The following is a 19978-nucleotide window of genomic DNA, read 5'->3' as shown; positions in this document are numbered from 1 at the left end:
TCGAGGAGTCTCGCAGATTCCCTTCCCAAAAACAACATTATCGTTTAACAGAGCCTATTTTTAAGCTGCTTAATAGTTTTATTTGCTTATATATTGATATAATCATATTAGATATTTCTTCGATAATCAGAAGGTCCCCCTTTTTTTCACACATCCTGGTTTAAAAATCAATTTTCTGCAGGACATTAAGGTAAAGAATATAATGAAGGATCATGGCATATTTTCTTTAGCGAAAAGTAAAAAGGACTTCTAGAATTTATACTCTAAGCACATTTATAAGAATGGATGATTTTCTATCACCGAAAAAATATTACCCATCCTCTTTTCATGCAGCATATCGCTCCCTAATGCACAGTATTTTTCAGAAAATAATTAATCAAGAGGTGGACAATGATCAATACAATTCATCAACCTGAAAGTTTAACGAAAAAGCAGCATCGCCGACGTTCAAAAATTTTGCTTTTCCAGAGGATATTGCTCATTACGTTTGGTGCTATTTTAATGGCAGTGGGCCTTGAAATCTTCCTTGTACCCAATCAGGTAATTGACGGCGGAGTGACAGGTATATCGATTATGCTCGCCTCTACCACAGGCTGGGGAATCGGTGTGTTCTTATTCATTTTAAACTTGCCTTTTATCTTTATTGGCTACAAACAGATTGGAAAAACCTTTGCTTTATCGACTCTCTACGGAATCATCATCCTTTCGATATCCACGACATTACTTCATCCAGTACCTCCTTTTACGGATGATCTGCTTTTAGCCACCGTATTCGGCGGAATTGCGATTGGAGCAGGAATCGGCATTGTCATTCGAAACGGCGGGTCTCTTGATGGAACCGAGGTATTGGCTATCCTTGCCAATAACAAGCTCCCTTTCTCGGTTGGGGAGATTATCATGTTCATCAATATTTTCATTCTTGGCAGTGCCGGATTTGTTTTTTCCTGGGATAGAGCCATGTATTCGCTTATCGCCTACTTTATTGCTTTTAAGGCCATTGATGTTACGATTACCGGACTGGAAGAATCAAAATCGGTTTGGATCATCAGCGACCATTATCAGGATATTGGGGATGCCATTCTCCACCGCTTGGGACGCGGAGTGACTTATTTAAATGGGGAAGGCGCTTTTTCCGGAGACGATAAAAAAGTGATCTTTTGCGTCATCACCCGGCTGGAAGAAGCTAAGCTGAAGGACATTGTAGATGAGGCTGATCCTAGTGCCTTTTTATCAATAGCAGATATTGCGGAAGTGAAAGGCGGACGTTTTAAAAAGAGAGGGATTCATTAAGTATAGCTAGAGGCCAACTCAGATATATTGGCCCCTAGCATATTTAGATTGTACCTTCAAATTCTGGGGGACGTTTCAGAACAAACCACTTTAATATCACTTTTCGAATGAAATAAGTTTGTGATGAGCTTCTTTCAGGGTAATCAAGAAGAAGACTAATATTTCTTAGCACATGGAGGTGAACGCCTTACTAAGTAAGGCTACTTTTTGGAAATTGTTAATGTAATCTTATTGATCTTGTTAATTGCTTTGACCGCATTTTTCGTTGCAACCGAATTTGCGATAATCAGAATTAGAAGTTCAAGGTTGGAACAGCTTATACTTGAGGGCAAGGCAGGAGCCGTAGCGGCTAAAAGGGTAACTTCACATTTGGATGAATATTTATCCGCCTGCCAATTAGGGATTACCGTTACAGCATTGGGAATAGGTTGGCTGGGGGAACCTACAATTGCAGATTTCTTAGAACCGATTTTCCTTAATTATAATATCGGGGAAAATACATCCCATATTATTGCCCTAATTATCGCCTTTTCCCTCGTAACCTTTTTGCACGTGGTAGTGGGTGAACTTGCTCCGAAAACGGTGGCAATCCAAAAATCTGAAGCTGTTACTCTTGCATTCTCTAAACCAATTATTTGGTTTTATAAATTAATGTTTCCGTTTATCTGGGTCCTGAATGGATCTGCCCGTTTCATTGTAGGCCTGTTTGGATTGAAACCAGCTTCAGAGCACGAGTTGGCCCATTCGGAAGAGGAACTGCGGTTTCTTCTCTCTGAGAGTTATAAAAGCGGGGAAATTAATCAAAACGAATTGAAATATGTAAACAACATCTTTGAATTCGATGAGCGGATTGCTAAAGAAATCATGGTGCCCCGCACTGAAATCATCAGTTTTTCGATCGATGATAAAATTGATGATATCCTGACAACCATCCGGGACGAAAAGTACACTAGATACCCTGTAGTTGACGGTGATAAAGATAATATATTAGGGATTGTTAACATTAAAGAAATACTCACAGCTAAGATTTCGAGAGAATCTTTGATGGAAGAAATCCCGTTAAAGCCGTTTATTAAACCGATTATCCGCGTCATTGAAACGATACCGATCCATGATTTATTAGTTAAAATGCAAAAAGAACAGACCCATATGGCCGTTCTTTTTGATGAATATGGCGGAACCTCAGGGATTGTAACAGTTGAGGATATCCTTGAAGAAATTGTCGGCGAAATCCGCGACGAATTTGACGCAGATGAAATTTCCGACGTTCGTAAATTGAATGAGAATCATTATATCTTTAATTCCAAAGTGTTAATCACAGAGGTGAATGACACTCTCGGAACCCATCTATCTGAAGAAGATGTCGATACGCTCGGAGGATGGTTCCTGACCCACAGCTATGATGTCAAAATTGGTGATGAATTAGAAGAAGAAGGTTATACCTTCAAAGTTAAAGAGATAGACGGCCACCATATCTCATTTATCGAAGTTAAAAAAACCTAAATAATTCTTTATCAACAGAAAAAAAAGGGGATCCCTCGTATGAATAACACGAAGGATCCCTTTTTTATTATTTCTTTAGATGATAAGGTACGGTCGTCACAATTATATTCCTTCTATAAAGCAGATAAGCACGAATTAATAAGCTGGATTGATTGTGAAGAATATTGTGCCAGCCTTTTTTTGGGATAAATTGTGGGATGATTACCGTTACCCGGTATTTCGATTCCCTCGCCTTTTTTTCTACTTTATCTATAAACTTAGTCAGCGGTTGAATGATGCTCCGGTAAGATGAGTGTAAAGTGACAAGCCTTATATCAGGCTGCCATTTACTCCATCTCTCTTCAAATCGTTTTTCATCTTCCCTATCAAAAGCAACGTACACAGCAATAATCTGATTGGCTGACAGGGATTTCGCATAATTCAATGAGTTTTCAACCACATGAGTAATCCCGGCAACAGGGACTATAACGACATTCCCTTCAATCGGGATAGCCGGTTCGCAACTTTGTATACTCAATTGTTCACCAACGGATTGATAATGCTTTTTCACCCGGTGAAAGGCAAAAACAATGAGCGGCAAAAAGATTAATACGGGCCATACCTGCCCGAACTTTGTCAAAAAGAAAATCATCATGACGGTAAAGCTAATCAAGGCCCCAACAAAGTTGATCGCTAATTTAACCATCCATCCTTTCGGTTTTTCACGGATCCATTTTACAAGCATTCCTGTCTGCGATAGAGTGAATGGAATGAACACTCCAACTGCATAGAGAGGAATAAGCTGTTCGGTTTGTCCGTTAAACACAACAATCAAAAGGATAGACGTGACTCCAAGCGTAATGATTCCATTTGAGTATCCCAATCGATCTCCTCTGATCGTGAACATTCTAGGAATGTACTTATCACTCGCCAGATTGAACGCAAGTAAAGGAAAGGCCGAGTAACCGGTATTCGCAGCAAGGACCAGGATCAACGCAGTTGTACCTTGTATAAAGAAATACATGAAGTTCCTTCCAAAAGTTTCAGATGCAATCTGTGATATGACCGTTTCTTCCACTTGAGGAGAAATTCCGTAATAATACGCTAAGACAACAATCCCTGAAAATAAGACGGCAAGCAAGCCACCCATAGCAAGCAATGTTTTGGCTGCATTATTTGGAGCCGGATCCTTGAAATTCGGAATAGCATTGGATATAGCTTCAACCCCGGTTAACGCAGAACTTCCAGATGCAAACGCCCTTAATAATAAAAACAACGTGATGCCTGCAACTGGTGTTCCAATTGGAGCATGCAGATCCGGTGAGACATCACCGGTAATGATTTTATACAACCCTACCCCGATTAAGATAAATAGCGCCAGAACAAACAAATAGACCGGGTATGCCAGAATAGAAGCCGACTCGGTTATCCCCCTCAGGTTTAGGATCGTAATGAAAACAACCAGTAAGCTGGCAATCGCCACATTATGGTCATGCAAAACAGGAAACGCGGAAGTAATAGCATCCGTGCCGGCTGAAACACTCACCGCAACGGTCAGAATATAATCGACCAGAAGCGAGCCGCCTGCTATCAATCCCGGATTCTCTCCGAGGTTTTCCTTCGACACCACATATGCTCCGCCACCATGTGAATAGGAAAAAATGATTTGCCTGTATGAAAGAATAAGAGCCGTCAAGAGTATGAGTACTCCGATTGCAATCGGAATCGAATACCAAAAAGCGACTGTACCTACTGTAATTAAAACGAGCAGGATCTGCTCCGGGCCGTAAGCAACTGATGAAAGAGCATCCGAAGAAAGGATAGCCAATGCTTTCCGTTTGTTTAATTTTTGTTCCCCTAGTTCTGTTGATTTTAATGGCCGACCGATTAAAAATCTTTTTAACGCGGATATCATAACCCCACCACCATCATTCTGTTTTTGTATATTTCCTGCTGTTTAAACAAATTTCCCAACAACAAAAAGCCCACAAGGCACAGCAAACAGCCTAGTGGACATTCAAGAAATTTTTGTCTCACCAGCTCCACTTCCTCTCTCAAGAACGCTTACGGAGTTAGCTGTCGGATTCGGGCCAAAAGAGTAGCCCTACCTACGTTAATAGGATTCACCCCAGGTGAAAAAATCACCTTAAATAGTGGGTCCCCCGCTCCAATAAAGGATTAAGCGATATAGAAATCTGAAACTGATGATAACTATACTCCTGTGTACAAAATTTGTAAATAACTATTTTTAAAATTTTTTAAGGCTTGTTCCCCTGACCTAAATAATGTGTTTCAATCACTTCTTCTATTAATTTATCCTTAACGTTTAAGACTCTATCTTTATGAGAATCCCAATAAAATTGCCATTTTTAGAGTACATGAAGCGGCATTTAATCAAGAACCAAAAACGGGCATTATTGGGACATTCCTTTTATGTAAAATGGTTTCCAACCTTAACGTACTTTTTTACCGTTTCTCTGTCTGTACCCTATAAAAGAATAAGAGCCTTACTACACTTCATATGTAGCAAGGCTCTTTATAGTTATTTAATTTATATCATTTCAATCTCTTCTTGGCCTCAAAATCGATAAAAGTTGTTTAATTGGTTATTCTACTAAAGCTCCTGTTAGTCTATTTTCTCAAACCTCTAGAAAAAACCCTTCTGAAAAAACGAAGTGTTTTTACATACTTTTCAATTCTTCTTTTGAAACAACACGCCAACCGTGTGCTTCAAGTTTCCCTATATAGGTTTCTATCTTAATTTCTTCCATTTCTAACACAAGTGGGTGTAGCGAAACAAAACATTCGTTTAAAGCATAATTGATCGTAACTTTTACAACTTCATATCCATTATGAAATCCAGAATGGAATCCTGGATCATCTATTATATCCCCTTCAACAGGACGAATATTAGATTCAAATGTTTTCATCATTAATTCTTGAATATTATTTTCTTTTTGTTCTTTTACTGATGCAATAAAAATCATCAAATTAATTTTCATTGTAGTAGTCTCCTTCTTTACATTTAATTGTACCAATACTCATTTTGTTTTTACATATATTATTCAATGAAAGTTTCTATTATTCAATTATATGTCTCGATTTCAACACCTCATTCATTTCCTTATTTAATTCTATGTCGCCTCGGTGACTCCTGTTTATATGACACATGTTGACATCTTCCATTAAAATGTTATTTTAATATAATGTACTTTAACACCCAAAAGCACGAAAGTGTGTATAGATAACGATTTTAAGAAAGGCAGGAATACCCATATGGAAGAAAGGCATCATGATTTACAAAAAGGGTTATTGCCCAGGCATGTGATGTTTATTGCACTGGCGGGCATGATTGGAACCGGTATTTTTAAAGGCAGCTCAGATACATTAAATATGGCAGGCCCAAGTGTCGTCTTTGCCTATTTAGCCGGGGGGATCCTACTATTCATTGTCATGGCTGCTTTAGGAGAAATGGCGATGGCTTTTCCGGACTCAAACGTTCAAAACCTTGTTAATAAAGCGTTTGGTTTTCGGATATCCTTTGTCGTTGGATGGCTCTATTGGTTTAATTGGATCATTGTAATCATTGTCGAATTGCTGGCAGCAGGAAGCTTCTTGCAATACTGGTACCCCTCTGTCCCGTTATGGCTTTTCAGCTTGCTTTGTGCTGCGGTAGTAATCGGGATTAATTTGTTTCATGTAAAGTTTTATGGAGAACTTGAGTTTTGGTTTGCAGGAATTAAGATAATTGCAATTATTGCTTTTATTGTTCTAGGACTTCTGATCATATTAGGTTTTTTTCCCAGCTCCACTCCCGATCCCTTCTCAAACTATACGGCACATGGCGGATTTTTCCCTAATGGGCTCAACGGAATTTTTAGCGCGCTATTGGTTGTTATGTTTTCCTATGGGGGCGCTGAATTAATTGGGGTGGCCGTGACAGAAACGAGAGATGCTAAGAAGGTGCTCCCCAAAATAATCAAAGGGGCCGTTTGGCGGGTTATCTTTTTTTACATCCTTCCGATTCTTATCATTTGCGGGATCATGCCCTGGAACCAAGTTTCGGGCGAAGACAGTCCTTTCGTTCAGGTTTTCAGTTTATCAGGACTCCCCGGGGCCGCTCATATTATGAATTTCGTTCTGTTAACAGCTGTACTTTCAGCCGCTAACTCGGGCATCTACGCCACATCTCGAACATTGTATTCAATGGCCCAAAGCGGAGAAGCGCCAAAAGGCTTGTTGCAAACAACTAAAAAAGGCATTCCTCTCAAAGGAATTCTGCTAGCTGCAACATGCCTATTGATCGGTGTGTTCTTGGCTTATATGTCACCCGAACGAATCATAAGTTATTTAATGACCATTCCGGGTTTTACGGTTCTTCTGTTATGGATAAGTATTTGTTCAGCTCAACTAAAGCTCCGGACGGGGTACAAAGAACAACCTGACTTCCGGGTGAAGTGGCATCCATATACGACCATATTTGCGATCGTCTCGTTATCGCTTATCTTTCTTGCTTTTATTTTTAATCCAAATAATCTCATCGGATCTGCCGTATGTCTGGTGACTGTATCAATACTTGCAATACTCTCGTTCATTGTCCGAAAATGAAAAGGAAAAAGTCTTAAAAAACACTTTGAAACCTTATTCAAAGTGTTTTTTTCTCTTTTAGGTATCTGCCTTGTTTATTTTATTTTTTTCGTATGCCAAATTGGGCATTCAACTGGCCTCTGAGCATTCTTTCGCGGGTTGTTCGCCGATCTTCCTTCTTGCCCTCTCTTATCATTTCCTGCCTGATTTCGTATGTTTGTACACCATCTTCTATTTTATTCGCGATATCCATTAAGTCTTCAACATCGGCAAAAGAGTACTTGCGGTTACCCTTTTCCGCTCTTTCGGGAAAAATGAGATTTCTTTCTTCATAATATCGAATCTGCCTTTCGGACAGACCCGTTAACTCGCTGACCACTCCTATTGAAATCACCTTTTTATCTTTATAAGATGCATCTCCGTTTCCCATATCATCACCTCGGACAGAAAGTTTATGTTAGGTAATATAACATAAACAAGGCCGAATGAAAATAAATTCCAAAGAATTATCTGTATTTTTAGATAATAAACTTTAAAAATAAAAGTTATGTTATATAATCTAACAAATATTATGATGATTCATACTTATAATTCTAATAAATCCCGATTACGGAATCAACGGATAGTTTTACGGAATAATTCGAATTTTTACGGAATTTACGCTTAGTTTTACGGAATAAATGAAAATTTTACGGAATTACCAAGAAGAGGGTTCCCTTCCATTTTAGGCGGAAACCCTCTTTTAATGAACATAACTATTCATCCAGCTTATAACGAATATAATCATAGTTCGAGGTAGGAATCACTTTCTTAACATTCCCTGCTTGGTCTTCATAGAGCTCGTACTCCCGGTATGTTTCCACAAGATATCCGTCTACCTCTTCACGATCGACCAGTCTTTGATCTAGCTGTAATGTCAAATTTTCTTCAGATGTCTCCTCCTTTTCTTCAGGTATGGCCATGGTGGTTTCATTATTAGCACCGCTCGCTTGTCCAAGCAATAAAGGTTCAGTGTCATACAAAGTTTTCACATATTCAGATTCAAAATATGCGACTGGAACCAAAACTATAGCAAGTAACAGCAGAGGATAAATCTTTATTTTATTTTTCAAAGATATTTCTTCCTTCCTTATCCTATCGTAATTTCTTATCTATTCTATGCATGGTTTTCCAGGGAAATGTCTGTTCTTTAAAAGCTCAAAAAAGCCTCTCAGCATAATGAGAGACTCTTTAAAATGCAATTATACGAGCATTGTAAATCCTGTTAAAAATAATCCGATAATAAATCCGCAAACCGCTCCATTAACTCTGATCCATTGCAGATCTTTCCCAACGTTATTTTCAATCATCTCTATGAGCATCTTATCATCCAGCTTATCCAGGTTCTCCTCTACAAGCTTGCCAATTTTCGAGTGATTGCCTTCTATAAGAACGCTAGCTTGTTCCTGAATCCAACCTTCAATCTGATTGATTCTTTGTTCATCCGCTTTTATCTCATTTAACAAATTTGTTATAAGCGGAAGGAAATATTCATCCATGAATCGGCTGTCTTGGACAAAGGCCAAGACGTGCTGACGAACCTTTTCGAGGATACCAGTTACCTGTTCAGCCGGCTCCCAATCTGAAATAAGACGATCCTTCAGATTTTGTATTTCTTCTACTAATGGCTTGTTCTCCCCTATATTCCGCAATGTCGTGCGAAGCCGCAAGAGGATTGCCTCGCGGTTTGCATCGTCTTCCTGACGCAGGCTTGCTATATTGTTCAGCAAAAGGTTCTGGAGAATATTTCCGAGCTTTTCTTCGTTCACCATGCTTTGAAAAGACTTAAGCGCAAACTGAAAAATCCCGTCTACCTCGATTTTATCGATCGCACGCATTGCGAAGCTCCCCAGTTGATAATTACGGTTTTTTTGGACTAACCATTCTTCCGCTTTTAACAGTAAAAGATCAAAGGCCTGTTTGTCATAACTGCTCAGCAGTGCTTGATTGGCAGCAGACTGAAGAAGCCCGCGCACTTCAAGTGAAGTGAGTGACTCCTTCAGCTGTTTCTCAATAAAAGGCGCTACCCTTTCGGTGTCAATATGGTGGATTAACCGAGTTAAAGTCTGTACGATTCCCTTTTTCAAATAATCCGAGTGAAGCTCTTTTTCGGTAATGTTCAGCAATTTCTCGGTAAAATGAATCTGTTTTAATTTATCTTTAATACTTTCTTTTGAAAGCCAGTCGTTTTCTATCGTAGAGACTAGCGCCTTTGTCACCCGTTTTCGATTTTTCGGTAAAAGCGCAGTGTGAGGAATAGGCACTCCCATTGGATGCCGGAATAGAGCCGTCACGGCAAACCAATCAGCCAATCCCCCTACAAGACCCGCCTCAAAGCCGCCTTGTAATAAATCAATAATGAAAGGCCCTTCAAAAGGAAGAGTGGAAATAAACCCTGTCCCCATGACGGCCAGTGAGATACCAGCTAAGTGCTTTGAATTTTTAGACATATGATTCATTCATCCTTTGTGTAAATAAATATATTATACCCAAATGATATAGTCATACTCTACTAATTACAACGCCTAACAAAAGAAGAACCGACCGTGCGCATCACGACCGGTTCTTCTTTATCTTTTTCCGTCTATTTTTGATTCACTTTAAAACTTACACTTTTACCTTCTTTTTGATCACCATAATGTTTTTTATCATGAACGTTTGATAATAAGCCCGATAATTCTTATGATGCTTGATGGACAAATAAATAACCCCTCAGCGGGAACATCCGAGGGGACAAATATTCATTTAATATCCAAAGGCATCTTCTGACGAGGTTTAGGAAAAATGTCATCAATCCGGTTTAGTTCTTTATCGGTTAATTCAATTGTCGCCGCTTCGGCATTCTCCAAAACATGTTGTTCCTGGACCGCTTTAGGTATGGCTATTACTTGATTCGTCCGTATCGTCCAGGCAAGAGCGATTTGCAGCGGTTCCACATTATGCTTTCCTGCAAGGTCGACCATGACCGGATCGCTCAATAAACGGTTTCTTAAAGAACCGCCTTGAGCAAGGGGACTATACGCCATAATCGGGATATCGTGTTCTTTTTCCCAGGGGAGCAGATCAAAATCAATCCCTCTGGAACCAAGATGGTATAACACCTGGTTCGTCACACATTTTTGCCCGCCCGGGGTGTTCCATAACTCTTCCATATCATCGGTGTCAAAATTAGAAACTCCCCACCTTAAGATCTTACCTTCTTTCTTCAGTTGTTCCATTCCGGCAATCGTTTCCTCTAACGGAATATTCCCTCTCCAGTGCAGAAGGTATAAATCTAAATGGTCAGTTCCTAACCGATTTAAACTGTTTTCGCACGCTGTTGAAATCTTCTGTAATCCTGAATTGTGCGGATACACTTTCGATACTAGAAAGACATCCCCTCTCATCCCTTTTATCGCTTCGCCTACTAGTCGTTCAGAACCGCCATTTCCATACATTTCAGCCGTGTCAATCAGTTTCATGCCCAATTCGATTCCAAGTTGCAAGGCTTTGATTTCCTTGCTTTTCGCTTGAGGGTCCTCTCCCATGTACCACGTCCCTTGCCCTAAGCATGGAAGTGATGTTCCGTCAGACAAAGTCACTCTGCGCTTTTCAAGACGATCTTTGATTTCGGCTACTTTGTTTTGATCCGGTAAACTCATCCGCATCCATTCCTTTCCACTGTAATCGCTCCCTAACATCTTTGGATACGTTCCTTCATTAAATAAGGTTTCCCTACTCTGGAAGATAGAAACCAGAAAAACGGCGACATTCTCCTTTGGAGCATTGCCGCCAGCCCTATTGGTTACAGGATTCGCATAACCGGGCTACTATCATCACATGGTTATGGTCGCGTATAAGGATAGAATGATCGCCTTCTGCCCGCCATGCCGAACCCATAGCGCTACCTACTTTATTGGCAAGGTTTCCACTTGCCTAAAGACCTCTGGTTGTATCTTCTATCTTGCCAGTTTAAGATTATAACGATAGACTTCTTCGTCAGATGAAAGTTTAAATCCAAGAGAAGGATTGAAATCTAAAGATATATTGTGATACAGATGTTTTTGGCTTTCTTTCGAAACTAAAATGGGAATATCCTCAATGACAAACAAATCACCATCGGTTTGCTTTTTATCGATTTTAAGATGATGTTCGGCATATAAAGAACAGCTGCCAACATATATCGCTTCTATTCTGACACCTTCATTTTCCTTAAAGTCATATTTTTTCAATTCCGCTGCTGCGGGTGGTTTTATCATAATTTCCATCATCATCACCCTTTCTTCATACTTTAACTATACTCCTTCTTCAAGAAAATAATGGGTGAAGATATATGTAACTTTATTACATTTCATAAATTGAAATAAAATTACATATATTTTTAACGTAAGTAAAATAGTAACTTAACATTCCTCCTTTATTAATTTGTTGTTAGAAAATTCTAATTTTCTTGGAGGGAAAAGGATTGAACAAAATGAGCAAAAAAGTAGCAGGGTTTACTTTGGCTGGGGCAGTTGCTATTTCATCAATGGGGTTAGCTGCCAATAAGGAAGATGTTCAAGCAAAGGATAGAAAAAAAGAACCGACTAACGTAATCATGATGGTCATGGATGGGACAAGTGCCGGTGCCACGACCCTTTCAAGATGGTATAAAGGCGAAAATCTCGCTATCAATGAAATGGTCGCAGGCGGCGTTAGAACGCATTCTGCAGAATCGGCCATCACTGACTCAGCACCAGCGGCAACAGCACTGGCTACGGGGAATAAATCAAACGATAAATTCGTTGGTGTCCTACCTGCAGTAGTCAATTCACCGGGGGTTAAGCCTGTTTCCGCAAAAGATGCTCATAAACCGGTTGCAAACGTATTGGAAGGTGCCAACAAGGGAAAGCGACGGGTATCATTTCAACATCCGAAATCCAGCATGCGACACCAGCCGGCTTTTCTTCTCATGTGACACATAGAAGCAATTATGGCGACATTGCTGAACAGCAAGTCTATCAAAATATCGATGTAGTGTTAGGCGGAGGAAAGGAATCCCTTTCTCCCGGAACAACAAAAAATGCAAGAAAAGATGGCGAAGACCTCATGAAAGTTCTGCAAAAGAACAAATACGACATCGTTGAAAATCGCAGCGATCTATTAAATTCAAAATCGGACAAGATTTGGGGAAGTTTTGCCCCAAGCGCACTTGCTTACGATTTTGACCGCGAAACAACCAAACCTAGCGAGCCTACTTTAGCAGACATGACAGGTAAGGCAATCAGCACACTGAATAAAGATAAAGACGGTTTCTTCTTGTTCGTGGAAGGAAGCAAAGTTGACTGGGCAGCACACGCAAACGATTCGGTTGGAATGATTAGTGATGTATTAGCATTTGACGCGGCTGTTGAGAAGGCTGTTGATTTCGCGAAAAAGGATGGAAATACAATGGTCATCGCCGTAAGTGACCACGGGAATAGCGGAATTACAATGGGTAACCAAAATACGAATGCTACCTATCCGGAAACCCCTGTGTCAGCGTATATCGATCCATTAAAGAAAGCAAAAATGACGGTTGAAGGTGCATTAAGCCAACTCAAATCAGACAAATCGAACCTTAAAGAAGTAGCAGCATTATATGGTCTGGATAACTTAACGTCTGAAGAAGAAGCAACCTTACATTCTTCTAAAAACCTTGCTTCAGACATGGTAAAAATGCTCGCGAACCGTGCAAACATCGGCTTTACAACGGGAGGACACACAGGTGAAGACGTATTCCTATATTCTTACGGACCTTCCAGACCCATCGGGCTGCTTGAAAACACGGACATTGCCAAAAAGATGGCACAATTCATGGGCTTTGATTTAAATCAATTAACAGAAAAACTTTATATGAATGGCCAAGACGCATTAGAGAAAAAAGGCTACACAACCCGCATTGATGTGACAGACCCAAATAACGTAGTTCTGATTGCCGAAAAAGGAAAACAAAAAGTACAATTCCCGGCAAATAAAAACATCATGATCCAAAGTTCAAATCAACAAAAAACGGTAAACACAATCAATGTGTATAACGGAAAAGACTTCTATATTTCTGAAAGTGCATTGAAGCTTGTGAAATAAGCACTCTCTTCATAGTATGCATGACAAAGGACACATCTTAACCGATGTGTCCTTTGTCCATTTTTCTCCCTTTACTAGATCTTAAATTGCCTTGCAAGGCTTTGCAGTTCTTGTGCGGTTTGAGCCAACGTGACTGTCGCAGCACTTACTTCTTCAATGGATGCGGTTTGCTCTTCCGTGGCAGAGGCAACCTCATGCGTATATCCGCTTGTCTTGGCTGTTATCTCATTCACACCAACCATTGTTTCCACTAAGTTACTAGTTCCCTCGTTAATTTGATTCATAGAGCTTGTTACGTCTTTCAGTCGGTCTACGACTTGAACAACGGCAGTCCCAATCTCCCCGAAAGAGCTCCCAGCGGTATTGACTAATTCTGTTCCTGTCTTCACGGCATTTTCACCATTTTTCGTCGACTCTACCGCCTTGTTGATACTCTCCTGGATGTCTTTTATCAATCCATTGATTTGCTGTGTCGATTCACTGGATTGTTCTGCCAATTTGCGGACTTCATCAGCTACAACGGCAAAACCTTTGCCATGCTCCCCAGCTCTGGCAGCCTCAATTGCCGCGTTTAGAGCTAGTAAGTTCGTTTGTTCCGCAATGCCCTTAATCAGCGATACTATTTTTTCAATTTCAGATGACTTCTCATGTAATAGTTGAATGGCACTTCCTGTTTCAGCAGTATTACTATTAATTATACCCATTTGTGTAATCGCTTGTTTTACGATTTCTTTCCCTTTCTCGGATTGCTCCAAAGAGAAATTTGTGGCTTCCGTTACACGTTCCACCTGATCTGAAATTTCTATCACATCATTCGAGATTTCTTTAGTAAATTGTGTTGATTGTTCAACTCGGTTCGTTTGTTCTTCAGCACCTGCTGCCACGTCCTGCATCGATCCTGCAATTTGCTCTGTTGCTTTAGATGTTTCATCTGCGTTCGCACTCAGCTGTTCAGAGGAAGCTGCTACTTGTTCGGAAGTTTCAACAACATTCATGATTAATTCTTTTAGATTTTCTACCATCTTGTTAAAGCTGTCCGCCAACGATCCAACCTCGTCATTACTTTTCACTTTCACTTTCTCTATCGTTAAATCTCCCGCAGCCACAAGGGTCATCTCTTCGGCTATTTTCCTTATTGGATTTGCGATGCGTCCCGAAAAGAACCATGCGATCACCGAGCCAGCGAGCAATGAAATACCTAATGTAATTAATAAGACATATAAAATGGAATTAGCGCCGCTATTAAAATCCATCATATATGTCCCCGCAGAGACCACCCATCCCCAATTCTCTTCTTTTTTTGCAAATGTTACTTTAGGCTTGATGCTTTCCGGGTCATTAGGCAACGGCCATTGATAATAGGCATATCCATCGCCTTTAAATGCAGCGTCAACAATTTCTTCCCCCACATTTACTCCATTGGGATCTACAGAGTCAAATAGATTATTACCTTCTGTGTTTGGATGAGCCAGTAGTTCTCCCTTCTCATCCATCACAAAAAAGTAACCGTATTCGCCCATGTTAATGCTTTTATCAATCTCTCTTTTACCGTCAGACCCTTTTTCACCAATGAGTGCAACCTTAGCTCTCTCTTGAGCTTCCTCTAAGGAAAGGGCTCCTTTTTCAACTTCTTGATTAAGATTTTCAATTAATTTAATAGCCATATTCACATTATTAGTTAAGTTTGTTTCGCCAAGTTGGTCTAGATTTGCTTTACTGGATTGATAGCCGGTAATCCCGATTACCAGAGATGGAAGCGCTAACAAAATTAAACATAAAAAAATGAGCTTTGTTTTGAGCGTAGTTACGATATTTTTCACTTTTAGATTCATAACGCAATCCCCCGACGCTTTAAATTAGGACTATTTTCATAGTAAATAATGCCTAATTTCAATATAACAAATTTTCAGATTATTACAAGGGGGTATAAAAATATCGTCATTATTGCCACTAAAAAAACAAGCAAAGCTGCTCAAGGCATCTTGCTTGGTTTTTCAAACAATAATAGATATAAAACTAAAAAATCTCTTCAAACTGTTTTCTTCTTCCCGCTTCGATATTATTTAAAATGATGCTTAAATCTGCAATCATTTCCCTTTTTAATTCAAAAAATTCAAATCCGTATCTTAGCTCCCCGTTTAGGTGGTCCTCTCTTCTTACAATCTTGCCCATGAGATTAAATTCTTTTTCTCCCAATGTAAAATATATTTCTCCAATAATTTCATATTTTACAGGCAGCTCATACGTTGAGACAAACTTCACCCCCGTAACACTTATGTTTTCCACTTGGCCAATAAACCGCTTGTTTCGTAAAGATTCAAACTTTTCATTGCCAAAGTCAACAATTTTAACGGTACATTCTATGTACGGGACTAATACCCTATGTGCTCTTTTTTGGATGGAATACTCTATTGAAGTTTCATTGCTTCCTTTTTTCGGATAGTTGTTTGTAGTATGGTATAAGTTCAAATTCTTTAATTTCTTTTCACTGCGTAAATATAATATTAGTAGCAATACGATCAGAAATGCTTCAAATAATACGAGATAATACACTTCTTCACCTCCAACAAACCAAGATCGCTTCTCACATACAAAAGGGATGAATCCAAAAAAAATGTGGAGTCATCTCTTTTAATTAGTTCTTTATCATTAAAACCATTTACCTAATTTATACAGTAAATACTTCTAAAAGTCTAGGAGAAATTAAAATTTTCTAACATTTAATAGATATACAGCAATTGTTTTTATAATTTTCAGAATATATTGACTTTAAAATTACTATATTGTACATTAGTTATCACATATAACTAATAATATTAAAGAAGAGGAGGACATTGATGAGCTGTTTGAAAGGTAAAGTGGTACTGATATCTGGTGCGGGCAGCGGCTTGGGAAAAGAAACAGCTCTTGCTTTTGCGAAGGCAGGAACAAATTTAATCATTTGCGGGCGCGGTTATGGCAAGCTTGAACAAGTGAAGGATTCCATCGCTAACCAATTTGAAGTGGATGTCTTTCCTGTCCGCGCGGATGTATCGTCTGAGCATGATGTGAAAATGCTGATAAAAACAGCGGTAGACAGATTCCAAAAGATTGATATCTTGATCAATAACGCAGCCGTTTTCCACCAGTACCATGTAGTCGATAGTCCCCTCGATTCGTGGGATTACCAAATCAACAATAATGCCACGAGTGTATTTTTAATGATGAGAGAAAGTCTGCCGATTATGAGAAATCAAAAATCAGGACATATTATCAATATTACTTCAGGTTTGGTCAGGGAAGGCGCTGCAGGTTTTGGCGCATACGCAGCAAGTAAAGCAGCGGTAGAAGCACTGACCTATTCTGTTCAAGACGAGGAAACTAAAAACGGTATCCTTGTAAATGTATTTAATCCCGGGGTAATGAAAACTAATCTGGCGACCATTGGTGATGATCCTGCCAATGTAGCACCCTATCTGGTAGAATTGGCCCATACTGATTCACTTAAGGAAAGGAGGGTGATTCAGTTAGAGGATTTTCAATTGTCCGGCGGTTAATCCCATTATAAAATACTTTGAAAAGCCCATCATATTTGGGCTTTTTTTCATGTTCCTGAAAATGATACTTTCTAATTATTTCTTTATTTGGTATCATATATCTAATTGATATATATCAAAAAGATACAAGGAGGTGATTTCATGACAAAAGAGAACCATACAAAGTATGCGGTACTCGGCTTGCTCACCATAGGATGTCATACCGGGTATTCCATAAAACAGATGATTGATGGGAGTTTGAATCATTTCTGGAAAGTTAGCTACGGGCAAATTTATCCGACCCTCAAGCATTTAGTTGAGGAAGGTCTGGCGACTGTAGTTAATTCCACTCAAGATGGGAAACCCGATAAAAAGGAATACCATATCACAGAAAAAGGAGAACTCTCCCTACAATCTTGGCTTCAAACACCCATAAATGATATTCCCACCGAAAAAAACGAATTATTGCTGAAGCTATTTTTCAGCCGTCATCAGAGCAGCCATATAACCATCCATCACATCGACACATACCTGGAAAAACTTCAACAACGATTTATCACCTTTGAAAACATCTCAAACATGATTACAGAAAACCTAATGGAGCAAGCAGATGCAAAATTTTGGCTCACCACATTGGATTATGGCAAAAAAATGACGCAGGCCGCTATCGATTGGTGTGAGGAGACAAAGAAAAAAATTCAAGAATAAAAGGAGGTTATTCAGATGGGTAAAAAAATTTTCCCGGGACGTTTTACTTCTGCAAACGAGAGCGAAATTGTGATATTCATAATTGGGATGCGGGTTAATAAGTGGTGGGCCGTCCATAAATGGGGGCCGGTATTTAAAGCGATACCTTCAATGATACGCGAGCTTTATATGAATAAAGAGCTTGGATGTTTATCAATGGAAACCTTTTGGGGATTACGCTCAACACTGATGGTTCAATATTGGCGTTCCGCTGAAGATCTGCTTGCCTATGCGAAAGGCCAAAAACATTTAACCGCATGGGAAAATTTCAATAAAAAAGTGGGAAATAGCGATGCGGTAGGAATTTATCACGAAACCTATGTCGTTCCTAAGGGCCAGTATGAATCCATCTATGGAAATATGCCAGCATTCGGGCTTGCCAAGGCAGCTGGACACAAACCGATTACACCTTCCTTGAATTCAGCCCGCCAACGACTTAAAGCATAAAAAAAGAGACTACTTAAACCATCCCTTTTCTTTGGATTGAGTAATCGCTTCTATCCGGTTCTTTACTTCCAGCTTATCTAAGATCATTGAAATATAATTTCGTACCGTTCCCGTTTTTAGCCTAAGTTGGTCAGCAATTTCTTTTGTGTTTTTTCCATCGGCAATCAGTTCTAATACTTCCCGCTCCCGTTCGGTAAGAGGATTTTCTTCACTGTATATATCATCCATGAGTTCTGGTGCGTAGATTCTCCTGCCTGCCTTAACGCTGCGGATTGAGCTCGCCAGCTCTTCGCTAGGGCCATCCTTTAGTAAATAGCCGCTTACCCCTGCTTTTAACGCGCGTTGGAAGTAACCTGAACGGGCAAAGGTTGTTAATATGATGACTTTACAGCCTAGCCCTCTCAGTTCTTCCGCCGCCTCAAGACCATTTTTTCCAGGCATTTCAATATCCATGATACACACATCCGGCTGATATCGCTGGACAAGACTAATGGCTTCTTCCCCATTACTCGCCTTTCCAACGACCTCCATATCCTCTTCCAAATTGAGCAGTGAACCTAAAGCTCCCAATAGCATTCGCTGATCTTCAGCAATGACAATTCGAATCATTTAAGCTCCTCCTTATCTGTCTGCTTTACATCATTTGGGACTTTTATGAGTAATGTTGTCCCTTCTTGAGCGATAATCTCGAGGCTGCCATTGACGAATTCCAGGCGTTCCTTCATTCCAATCAGACCGTTTCCTTTTGTAAAGTCGTTTTCCGTCACGCTGCCGACTCCGTTATCCCTAACAGTAATGACAATTTCGTTCCACGATTGCCCGATCGAGATATGGCACATTGAGGCTCCGCTGTGTTTGACAACATTTGTCACCGCTTCTTTCAAACACATACTTAGAATATTCTCAGTCAACAAGGAAACATTCGTTAAAGCTATTTCCTCCTCCCCTACAAACTCAATCTCAGCTGCTTTAAGGATTTGTTTGACACGAATGATTTCTTCTTTCAATCGGATGCCACGCATTTGCGACACCATCTTCCTTACTTCATTCAATGCTGTTCTAGCGGTCTGCTGAACATCCTTCAATTCATCTCGTGCTTGCTCGGGGTCATTGTAAACTAATTTACTGGCCAAATCGCTCTTTAGTCCAATAAGGGAAAGCTTTTGTCCGAGTGTATCATGAAGATCGCGGGCAATCCGCTGACGCTCCTCAAGCTTTCCCAACTCAGAAATCCGATTGTTGGCATCTTCCAGTTTTTCTTCAAGCTGTCCCATCTCATTCCGATTCCGAATGCTGAATGGGAGAAGGATGACACTTATCCAAATGATCACGACAAATGGCAATTGCTTTAAGAACTGGTCATCCTGTAGAACGACATTAAGGTTGATTGAGACGGATGTGCTTACTAAATGAATAATATACAGTGTGATAAACGGATAGCGGCCCTTAATATTTCCGATAAAGTAGGCAATATAAAAGGCAAAATACACATAGTTGAACAGGCTTGTCGATGCAACCGATATACCGATCAATAGAATCGTCCATATATAAACAACCCATCCGTTCGATATAAAAGCTACGCCGTAAAAGAAAAAGAATAAGATTGTCAATAAAATTCCTACGATGATTTCAGTCGTGGAGGAAGATTCAAATATAAAATAGAACGGTAAAATGCTCAGGACCGCCCATATATAGGGCGATATCCCGGTGCTTTTCAGGAATATCATATACCTTTTCAGCATGTTCGAAACCTCTTTTTTTGGTATTAGATATTAACACTCTTTGCT

17 protein-coding genes, 1 pseudogene and 1 riboswitch are annotated in these 19978 nt (G+C 39.7%); of the genes and pseudogenes, 7 read left to right on the top strand and 11 right to left on the bottom strand.

Annotation, left to right across the window (positions count from 1 at the left end; all coding sequences use genetic code 11):
* The first annotated feature begins 390 nt into the window (after positions 1-390).
* Both D0463_RS16170 and D0463_RS16165 read left to right on the top strand, forming a co-directional pair.
* Positions 391-1290 (top strand): YitT family protein, encoded by a 900-nt coding sequence (locus tag D0463_RS16170; protein ID WP_117308407.1) that lies wholly within the window; start codon positions 391-393, stop codon positions 1288-1290.
* Between the two features lie 207 nt (positions 1291-1497).
* Complete coding sequence (locus tag D0463_RS16165; protein ID WP_117308406.1) at positions 1498-2793, top strand: hemolysin family protein; 1296 nt, start codon at positions 1498-1500, stop codon at positions 2791-2793.
* A gap of 67 nt (positions 2794-2860) precedes the next feature.
* On the opposite strand, the gene D0463_RS16160 is transcribed toward D0463_RS16165, so the two are convergent.
* Together D0463_RS16160 and D0463_RS16155 are read right to left on the bottom strand one after the other, a co-directional pair.
* Positions 2861-4687: an APC family permease gene (locus D0463_RS16160; protein WP_117308405.1), complete on the bottom strand. Its 1827-nt coding sequence runs from the start codon at positions 4685-4687 to the stop codon at positions 2861-2863.
* Positions 4688-4818: 131 nt separating this feature from the next.
* Positions 4819-4967, bottom strand: a riboswitch (cyclic di-AMP (ydaO/yuaA leader).
* Between the two features lie 486 nt (positions 4968-5453).
* Positions 5454-5774 carry a hypothetical protein gene (locus D0463_RS16155; protein WP_117308404.1) on the bottom strand — a complete coding sequence of 107 codons (321 nt, stop codon included), beginning with the start codon at positions 5772-5774 and terminating at the stop codon, positions 5454-5456.
* A gap of 274 nt (positions 5775-6048) precedes the next feature.
* Here D0463_RS16155 and D0463_RS16150 point away from each other — a divergent pair, with 274 nt between their 5' ends.
* Positions 6049-7380 carry an amino acid permease gene (locus tag D0463_RS16150; RefSeq protein WP_117308403.1) on the top strand — a complete coding sequence of 444 codons (1332 nt, stop codon included), beginning with the start codon at positions 6049-6051 and terminating at the stop codon, positions 7378-7380.
* Between the two features lie 79 nt (positions 7381-7459).
* On the opposite strand, the gene D0463_RS16145 is transcribed toward D0463_RS16150, so the two are convergent.
* The 5 genes from D0463_RS16145 to D0463_RS16125 form a co-directional block, all read right to left on the bottom strand.
* Entirely contained in the window at positions 7460-7789 is a 330-nt protein-coding gene (locus D0463_RS16145) for a MerR family transcriptional regulator (RefSeq protein WP_117308402.1), read from the bottom strand.
* A gap of 325 nt (positions 7790-8114) precedes the next feature.
* Entirely contained in the window at positions 8115-8471 is a 357-nt protein-coding gene (locus tag D0463_RS16140) for a hypothetical protein (RefSeq protein WP_117308401.1), read from the bottom strand.
* Positions 8472-8600: 129 nt separating this feature from the next.
* Positions 8601-9857: a DUF445 domain-containing protein gene (locus D0463_RS16135; protein WP_117308400.1), complete on the bottom strand. Its 1257-nt coding sequence runs from the start codon at positions 9855-9857 to the stop codon at positions 8601-8603.
* Between the two features lie 282 nt (positions 9858-10139).
* Positions 10140-11039: an aldo/keto reductase gene (locus D0463_RS16130; protein ID WP_117308410.1), complete on the bottom strand. Its 900-nt coding sequence runs from the start codon at positions 11037-11039 to the stop codon at positions 10140-10142.
* Between the two features lie 297 nt (positions 11040-11336).
* Entirely contained in the window at positions 11337-11645 is a 309-nt protein-coding gene (locus tag D0463_RS16125) for an iron-sulfur cluster biosynthesis family protein (RefSeq protein WP_117308399.1), read from the bottom strand.
* Between the two features lie 206 nt (positions 11646-11851).
* On the opposite strand from D0463_RS16125, the pseudogene D0463_RS16120 reads away from it, so the two are divergent.
* Positions 11852-13482 (top strand): annotated as a pseudogene (locus D0463_RS16120) (alkaline phosphatase).
* Positions 13483-13556: 74 nt separating this feature from the next.
* Here the strand turns inward: D0463_RS16120 and D0463_RS16115 are convergent.
* Positions 13557-15314: a methyl-accepting chemotaxis protein gene (locus D0463_RS16115; RefSeq protein WP_117308398.1), complete on the bottom strand. Its 1758-nt coding sequence runs from the start codon at positions 15312-15314 to the stop codon at positions 13557-13559.
* A gap of 184 nt (positions 15315-15498) precedes the next feature.
* A complete protein-coding gene (locus D0463_RS16110) occupies positions 15499-16035 on the bottom strand; it encodes a PilZ domain-containing protein (RefSeq protein WP_160118459.1) in 537 nt (178 codons plus the stop codon).
* 284 nt (positions 16036-16319) lie between these two features.
* On the opposite strand from D0463_RS16110, the gene D0463_RS16105 reads away from it, so the two are divergent.
* The 3 genes from D0463_RS16105 to D0463_RS16095 all read left to right on the top strand — a co-directional run bounded on the left by D0463_RS16105 (position 16320) and on the right by D0463_RS16095 (position 18191).
* Positions 16320-17018: an SDR family NAD(P)-dependent oxidoreductase gene (locus D0463_RS16105; RefSeq protein WP_117308396.1), complete on the top strand. Its 699-nt coding sequence runs from the start codon at positions 16320-16322 to the stop codon at positions 17016-17018.
* A gap of 141 nt (positions 17019-17159) precedes the next feature.
* Positions 17160-17705 carry a PadR family transcriptional regulator gene (locus D0463_RS16100; RefSeq protein WP_117308395.1) on the top strand — a complete coding sequence of 182 codons (546 nt, stop codon included), beginning with the start codon at positions 17160-17162 and terminating at the stop codon, positions 17703-17705.
* Between the two features lie 15 nt (positions 17706-17720).
* Positions 17721-18191 carry a DUF4188 domain-containing protein gene (locus D0463_RS16095; protein WP_117308394.1) on the top strand — a complete coding sequence of 157 codons (471 nt, stop codon included), beginning with the start codon at positions 17721-17723 and terminating at the stop codon, positions 18189-18191.
* Between the two features lie 9 nt (positions 18192-18200).
* Here the strand turns inward: D0463_RS16095 and D0463_RS16090 are convergent, their stop codons facing one another.
* Complete coding sequence (locus D0463_RS16090) at positions 18201-18800, bottom strand: response regulator transcription factor (protein ID WP_117308393.1); 600 nt, start codon at positions 18798-18800, stop codon at positions 18201-18203.
* Positions 18797-19933, bottom strand: coding sequence for a sensor histidine kinase (locus D0463_RS16085; RefSeq protein ID WP_160118458.1), 1137 nt, complete (start codon positions 19931-19933; stop codon positions 18797-18799). The genes D0463_RS16090 and D0463_RS16085 overlap by 4 nt, the downstream gene beginning before the upstream one ends.
* Between the last annotated feature and the right edge of the window lie 45 nt (positions 19934-19978).

Source organism: Bacillus sp. V59.32b (assembly GCF_003429085.1).
In the GTDB taxonomy this organism is placed as follows: domain Bacteria; phylum Bacillota; class Bacilli; order Bacillales; family DSM-1321; genus Peribacillus.
Note: the sequence above shows the minus strand (reverse complement) of the source record. Positions and strands in the feature narration are given on the sequence as shown.